This window comes from Paraburkholderia sp. XV (assembly GCF_020177535.1).
GTDB lineage: Bacteria > Pseudomonadota > Gammaproteobacteria > Burkholderiales > Burkholderiaceae > Paraburkholderia > Paraburkholderia caribensis.
In genome coordinates, this window is the sequence record NZ_JAGUUD010000020.1 from 83,282 (window position 1) to 90,324 (window position 7,043).

Genomic DNA, 7,043 nt, shown 5'->3' on the forward strand with positions numbered 1-7,043 from the left:
TATGTTGCATGATTCTTGACCTTCCCACAGTGGGAAGGTCAATCATGTAGTTGCCGGTCGACAGGCATAATTCAACCGTTGCAGGACTTATCAGCTAAAGGACAAGCATGAGCATCGAATTCAAGGTAGAAGGCATGAGCTGCCAGCATTGCGTCGCCGCCGTCACGCGCGCCATCCAGGAGCAGGACGCAGGCGCGCAGGTCCAGGTCGACCTGTCGGCCGGCAAGGTCGCCGTCCATTCGGGCGCATCCGTCGACACGCTGAAGGCCGCCATCGACGAAGCCGGCTACACGGTGGTCGGCGTCGGCGGCAACTGAGTGGGGAACACGCGCATGTTCAAGGTGGCCGTCATCGGCGCATCGGGTTTGCTGGGACGCGCGATCGTCGGCGAACTGATCCGGCAGCCGGACTGGCAAGTCGTGCAGACGACCTTCAGCCGGCCCTTCGGGCAAAGCGTCACGCTCGACATCCGCGATGCCGGCGCCGTCGCGCAGTTCGTCGATCGCGAGCGGCCTGACGCGCTCGTCATCGCGGCAGCCGAGCGGCGTCCGGACGTGTGCGAGCACGATCCGGCGCTCGCGCGTGCGCTGAACGTGGATGCCGTGCGCGCGATCGCATCGGCGGCGCGGCGGCACGGCGCGTGGGTGCTGTCCATTTCCACCGACTACGTGTTCGACGGCACACAGCCGCCCTATCGTTACGACGCGACGCCGTCGCCGATCAACGCCTACGGACGCAGCAAACTGGAGGGTGAGCAGGCGCTCGCCGAATCGACCGATTTCGGCTGCGTGCTACGTTTGCCGCTGCTGTTCGGACCGATCGTCGACTGGCAGGAGTCGGCTGTGACGAGCCTCGTGCCCGCGATTGCCGCGTCGGCTCGCACGGCTTCGTCCGAAGGGAAAGCCGCCGTGATGGATGCGTGGGCGATCCGCTATCCGACATATACGCCCGACGTGGCCGTCGTCGTGCGTCAATTGCTGGAGTGGCACGCGCGCGACGAAGCGGTGTGCGGCACGGTGCAGTGGTCCGGCGACGAGCCGATGACGAAGTACGGCATCGCGCAGCGTCTCGCCAGCGCGCTGCGGATCGACGCGCAACTGACACCGCAGCACACGCCGACGGACGCGACGCCGCGCCCGCACAACTGTCATCTCGATTCGACGCGGCTCGAAACACTCGGCATCGGCCGGCGCACGCCATTCGATACGGCGATTCGCGACGTGCTCGCGCAATTTCCGTGGCGCGGTTAGCGGCGCATCGAGCGCGAGGAAGTCAGTGGAAGTCGCGGCTCATCGATTGCAAACCGCCCAGCAGATGCGACATATCGACGAGCCGTTGCGCCACCAGGTGCCGCACCTCGCCTTCGCATTGCCACGTGCCGTAGACGGCGAGCAGCGATGCGCCGAGCGCTTCTTTCCTTTGTCTTTCCAGCAAACTCGGCCAGATGATCACGTTGACGTTGCCCGTCTCGTCCTCGATCGTCACGAACAGCACGCCCTTCGCCGTTCCCGGCCGCTGTCGCACGGTGACGATGCCACAGCCGCGCGCAAGCCTGCCATTGCGATAGTTTCGCAACGTCGACGCGGGCATCAGACGCTGTTCCAGCAACGCGGGCCGCAGCAGCTCCAGCGGATGACGCCCGAGCGTCAGTCCCACCGAGCGGTAATCGGCGACGATGTCCTGCGCCTCCGACGGCGCGCCGAGTTCGGGCGTATCGTCCTGAACGCCGGCAACCGACAGCATGTCCTTGTCGGGCACGGCAGCCACCGAATGCCATAACGCTTCGCGCCGGTTGCCTGCCAGTGACGTCAGCGCGTTTGCATCGGCGAGCACGTGCAGGTCGTGCCGGTTGAGTTGCGCGCGGCGCGCGAGATCGTGAACGCTTGTGAATGGCCGCACAGCGCGGGCATTCTCGATACGCTCCGCTGCGCCGTCTTTCATGCCGCGCAGCAGCGACAGGCCGAGGCGAACGGCGGGACGCGCGCGGCCCTCCACCACTTCGAGCGACGAGTCCCAGCCGCTGATCGTCACATCGACGGGCAACGCGATGACGCCATGGCGTCGCGCGTCCTGCACGAGTTGCGATGGCGAATAGAAACCCATCGGCTGGCTGTTGAGCATCGCGGCGAGAAACGCCTCGGGCTCGTGGCATTTCAGCCAGCTGCTCGCATAGACCAATAGCGCGAAACTCGCCGCGTGGCTCTCTGGAAAGCCGTATTCGCCGAAGCCTTTGATCTGCTCGAAAATCGCCTCGGCAAAACTCTGCTCGTAGCCACGCTCGCGCATGCCGTTGACGATGCGATCGTAGTATTTTTCGAGCCCGCCTTTGCGCTTCCACGCAGCCATCGCGCGACGCAACTGATCGGCCTCGCCCGGCGTGAAGCCCGCCGCGAGAATCGCGACCTGCATCACCTGCTCCTGGAAGATCGGCACACCAAGCGTGCGCTCGAGCGCGACTTTCAGTTGCTCGCTCGGATAGCTGACGGGTTCGAGCTTCTGCCGACGCCGCAAATACGGATGCACTGCGCCGCCCTGAATCGGCCCTGGCCGCACGATCGCGACTTCGATCACCAGGTCGTAGAACGTCTTTGGACGCAGACGCGGCAGCATGCTCATCTGCGCACGCGACTCGATCTGGAACACGCCGACGGTATCGGCGTTCGAGATCATGTCGTAGGTCGCTTTGTCTTCGGGCGGAATGTGCTGCATCTCGAAGCGCTCGCCAATGCGGTCCGATACGAGATCCAGCGTGCGCCGGATCGCCGACAGCATGCCGAGCGCGAGCACATCGACCTTCAGCAGGCCGAGCGATTCGAGATCGTCCTTGTCCCACTCGATCACCGAGCGATCGGCCATCGCCGCATTCTCGACGGGCACGAGCCGCGTGAGCTTGCCGCGGCTGATCACGAAACCGCCCGAATGCTGCGACAGATGGCGCGGAAAGTTGAGCAGTTGCGACGCAAGCCGCGCCCACGCCTGGATCAGCGGCTTTTCCGGATCGAGTCCCGACTCTTCGAAGCGCTTGAGCAGATCGTGACTCGTATCGAACCATTGATGCGACTTCGCGACGGTATCGACGATCTGCGGATCGATGCCGAGCGCCTTGCCCGTTTCGCGCAATGCGCCGCGCGGCCGGTACGTCGACACGGCCGCCGCGATCGCCGCGCGGTCGCGTCCATACTTGCGATAGATGTACTGGATGACCTCTTCGCGCCGTTGATGCTCGAAGTCGACGTCGATGTCGGGCGGCTCGCCGCGCTCCTTCGAGATGAAGCGCTCGAACAACATGTTGCCGCGCGCCGGGTCGACCTCGGTGACGCCGAGGCAATAGCACACGGCCGAGTTGGCCGCCGACCCGCGCCCCTGACACAGAATGTGCTGGCTGCGCGCATAACGCACGATGTCGTAGACAGTGAGAAAGTATGGCTCATAGCCGAGATCCGCGATCAGCGCGAGTTCGTGCTCGATCTGTTCCTGCACGTTGAACGGAATGCCCGAGGGAAAGCGGTACTGCGCGCCGATATAGGTTTCCTGGCGCAGATAGGCAGTCGCCGTGTAGCCTTCCGGCACGAGCTCGTCGGGATATTCATAGCGAAGTTCGTCGAGCGAAAACGCGCACCGCGACAACACGCTGATGGTCTCGCGTATCGTATGTTCGGGATACAGATTCGCGATGCGCAAGCGCGAGCGCAAATGCTGCTCGGCATTCGGCGCAAGCTCGTAGCCGCATTCATGCACCGGCCTGCCGACGCGGATCGCCGTCATCGTGTCCTGCAATGGCTTGCGCGAGCGCACATGCATCACGACGTGACCCAATGCGACGACGGGCACGTTCTGCTTCTCCGCGACATATTCGAGCGCGCCGCGATGAATGTCGTCCATCGCGCGCTGATGCAGCACGAGCCCGGCCCATGCACGGCCGGGAAACGTCTCGTCGAGCCATTCGATCTGCGCTTCGAGCACCGCTTCATTCGCGGGAAAATCAGGCACGAGGATCGCAAGGCAATCGGGCATGCCGCGCAAATGCGCATGCTCGCGATCGGGCCGCGACAGGTCATGCGGCGTGAGGCGATATTCACCCTTCGGCGCGCGGGTGCGTGCGAGCGTGATCAGCTCCGAAAGATTGCCGTAGCCCTCGCGATTCTGCGCGAGCAGGATCAGCCCGAACGCGGGGGTGCCGTCGGCGTTGCGCAACTGGAAGTACGAACCGATCACGAGCGGCAAGCCCGCTTCCTTTGCCGCGACATGCGCACGCACGACGCCTGCGAGCGAACATTCGTCGGTGACGGCGAGTCCTGAATAGCCGAGCTGAAACGCGCGCTCAGCGAGTTCTTCCGCATGCGACGCCCCATGCAGAAACGTGAAGTTCGAGAAACAGAACAGCTCGGCGTAGGCCGGCAAGGCGTTGAACGTCGTATCCATCGCGCGTCATCCGAACAGGCCGTGCAGGAACCAGCGCGGTTCCTCTTCGGCATCGCGGCTGCTGACGCGCTCGTAATAAACCCAATAGCAGCTACGGTCTTCGCCTTGCATGACGAAATAATCACGCGTGACGAGCGCGCCATCGAACCAGCCCGCTTCGATGCGCTCACCCGGCGATACCATCTTCAACGGCGAGCCATAAAACGGCCGATGCTGGCGCATGAGCAGACGCACGGGCGTGGCCAGCATCCATGTCGGGCGCGGCAAGCCTTTGGGCAACTCCATTTTCTTTTCCACGTGATTGATCGACACCCAGCGGTTCGCGATTTCAGGCCGGTAATCGGCCGTCGGCGCGGGACGCAGCACGTTCTCTTCGCCATTGCGCGCGATCAGCAGTTCGATCAGCCGCGCGTGATCCGCCGGTGATCCACCCGGCTGAGGGAACAGTTGATCGGTGGCGGGCATGGCTGCGTCGACCTTCGATGCATCGAGCCGCACCACGATGGCAGGCGCCTCCAGCGTGAGACGATGCAACCGCTCCTTCACAAGACGCAGCAGATGATCTTCGCGCCACGCCGCCTCGCCCAAGGCGATATCGATCGACGTCGGCGCCATGGCTTCGCGGCCGCGCTCATGCTCGAATGACAGCGTGATCGCCGTCACGGCCAGCTGTTTCGCGCACAGCCAGCCACACAGCTGCACGATCAGCCGATGCGCGGCAAACACAGCGCCGTCCGCATGCTCCAGACGATCGGGCAATTCGAGGCGCGCGCTGAACGTGGGCGGCAGCTCGAGCCAGTCGAACAGTTCCGGCGCGGTGCCGAACGCGCGATCGAGCGAATCCAGCAGATGCTCGCCACAGCGCCGCTGCAGGCCCGCGCGCGGCAAACGGCGGACGTCTGCAATCGATTCGCAGCCAAGACCGCTGAACCAGTCGGCAAACGAACGGATTTCCGGTACGGCGAGCATCGGCAGCGGCTCGAGCACGCGCTCGAGCGATGCGAGTTTCAGCACGCGCCGGTTACCGTGTTTCGCCAGCAGCCATGCGCCCTGCCCGGTCGGCGCGGCGCTGATGCGCGCCGTCAGACCGAGCGCGTCGAGAATCGCCTTCGCCTGACGGCACAACGGCAACAGGCCGCCGAAAAGCCGCAGGCTCCCGCCGACTTCGACGAGCACTGTCGCTTCGTCGAGCAGCGCGACGTCGGGCGAAAACTTCATCAGCGCGATGCCGACCTCGCGTTGCGTGGCGTTCTCACGTGCGATGTCGCGCTCGTACAGCAGCGTTTCCGGCGACACCGTCAACACGCCACCGCGCTTCATCCCGAGCCGCACGCCCGCTGCACGGGCCGCGCCGTCGGCGATCGCGACCTTGTCTTTCTCCAATACCGCGCTGCCGTGCCCGGGCTCAGGCGACCACCTCGGTCGAAAAACTTCGAGCGACAACTTCGGCAAGTGGACGGCGAGAAAGACGCGCATGACGGGAAAACAGAACGGGGGTGGGTTGAAGAGGAATCGATAGAGGCTCCGCGCGTGTTGGGCCTCGTCGTTTCACGATGTCGACCATCAGACCATCGGCCGAAGGTCGCAACGCCAGCCGCAGTAAAGCCGGCGATGAGTCCTGAGCCGAGGCGAGCGGCCGGACCATGATGAAAAGCGTCTCGGAAGACTGCGCCGCCAGATGCAGACGACGCAGCGATGACGCCTGCGCATGTTGCGCCCACAAGATGACTGCGCCGCAAGTGCCGGCGCGCAGAATCTGCTCGGCGGACCAGAAGGCATCAGAGCTTTTGGGCGCTTTGACCTGCAACAGCCTGTCGAGCGAGAGCCCGATGTAATCGAGGCCCAGTCCATCTGGAATATGCGGCGGCTGGACCAGCGCGATGGGACGATCACCCAGTGAGCTCAATGCAGGCCGCAGCAGGCGCATCTCACCCACTCCCGGCACCTGAACCAGCAAGTCGACCAGCGCACCGATGGGCCAGCCACCGCCGGGCAACTCGGTAGATAGCGCGGGATAGCCGGTGTCGAGCGTGCGCCGCCCGCCGCGTGCGAGCTGCGAGGCTCGCCATAGCGATGGGTGAATCTCTTCGGCACGCGTGGCTGTGGATGACATCGGCGTAGGAAAATACCTGTATATTTATACAGTATCCTACACGGAAATTGACAAGGGAATGGCGCCCTTTTTGGGAAGAGGGTTTGAGTTTTCTTAGGACTTAAGAGGCTGGTTTGGTGGTAAGTAAGACATTTCGTCGGATGTTTTGTTGGTTTGGTTTTAGCGCAGATTGATAAAACGACGATCGCTGATCGTGCTGCTGATCAACATGTCCAAGGGACGGAAATGGAAGGGATCGATGTGCTGGCGTAGACCCATCAGCAAAACAGCCGATGCGGTCAGATGGAGCAGTGGGTGCTGCGAAGCTACGCAAATGACGCCCGGCGTCAGCGTACGTTTGGCAAGAGGGAATGAGGGGATATCACGAAACCGCTCATTTCGCGAAGGCCTATCGCGGATGCCAGCACAGAGGCAAGCGGCGGACGCCACTCGAAGGCGCAAATTGCGCGCCCCAAACGCCAAGACCCCGCTTTTGAGGGCGGGGTCTTGTCTTGGGTAAGGAGCCTGA

General features: G+C 63.5%; 6 protein-coding genes. 2 read left to right on the forward strand and 4 right to left on the reverse strand.

Annotation, left to right across the window (positions count from 1 at the left end; translation table 11 throughout):
* Positions 1–107 precede the first annotated feature (107 nt).
* Positions 108–317, forward strand: a complete 210-nt coding sequence (locus tag KFO72_RS13390) for a heavy-metal-associated domain-containing protein (protein WP_225032331.1) — start codon at positions 108–110, stop codon at positions 315–317.
* Between the two features lie 15 nt (positions 318–332).
* The gene (locus KFO72_RS13395; protein WP_225032332.1) at positions 333–1,250 is read left to right on the forward strand and encodes a dTDP-4-dehydrorhamnose reductase family protein; all 918 of its coding nucleotides are present in this window, start codon (positions 333–335) and stop codon (positions 1,248–1,250) included.
* A gap of 22 nt (positions 1,251–1,272) precedes the next feature.
* Here the strand turns inward: KFO72_RS13395 and KFO72_RS13400 are convergent, their stop codons facing one another.
* The 4 genes from KFO72_RS13400 to KFO72_RS13415 all read right to left on the reverse strand — a co-directional run.
* A complete protein-coding gene (locus KFO72_RS13400; protein ID WP_062915550.1) occupies positions 1,273–4,422 on the reverse strand; it encodes an error-prone DNA polymerase in 3,150 nt (1,049 codons plus the stop codon).
* A gap of 6 nt (positions 4,423–4,428) precedes the next feature.
* On the reverse strand, positions 4,429–5,898 hold the full coding sequence (locus tag KFO72_RS13405; RefSeq protein WP_176054515.1) for a Y-family DNA polymerase: 1,470 nt from the start codon (positions 5,896–5,898) through the stop codon (positions 4,429–4,431).
* Complete coding sequence (gene imuA / locus KFO72_RS13410; protein ID WP_082433775.1) at positions 5,828–6,535, reverse strand: translesion DNA synthesis-associated protein ImuA; 708 nt, start codon at positions 6,533–6,535, stop codon at positions 5,828–5,830. Before imuA ends, KFO72_RS13405 begins: the two co-directional genes overlap by 71 nt.
* Before the next feature lie 159 nt (positions 6,536–6,694).
* Positions 6,695–7,043 (reverse strand): hypothetical protein (locus KFO72_RS13415; RefSeq protein ID WP_225032333.1); only part of this gene is annotated, 349 nt, incomplete at its 5' end.

Coding starts and splice junctions, on each gene's coding strand:
- KFO72_RS13390 (WP_225032331.1), top strand. CDS start 108: ATGAGCATCGAATTCAAGGTAGAAGGCATGAGCTGCCAGCATTGCGTC.
- KFO72_RS13395 (WP_225032332.1), top strand. CDS start 333: ATGTTCAAGGTGGCCGTCATCGGCGCATCGGGTTTGCTGGGACGCGCG.
- KFO72_RS13400 (WP_062915550.1), bottom strand. CDS start 4,422: ATGGATACGACGTTCAACGCCTTGCCGGCCTACGCCGAGCTGTTCTGT.
- KFO72_RS13405 (WP_176054515.1), bottom strand. CDS start 5,898: ATGCGCGTCTTTCTCGCCGTCCACTTGCCGAAGTTGTCGCTCGAAGTT.
- imuA (WP_082433775.1), bottom strand. CDS start 6,535: ATGTCATCCACAGCCACGCGTGCCGAAGAGATTCACCCATCGCTATGG.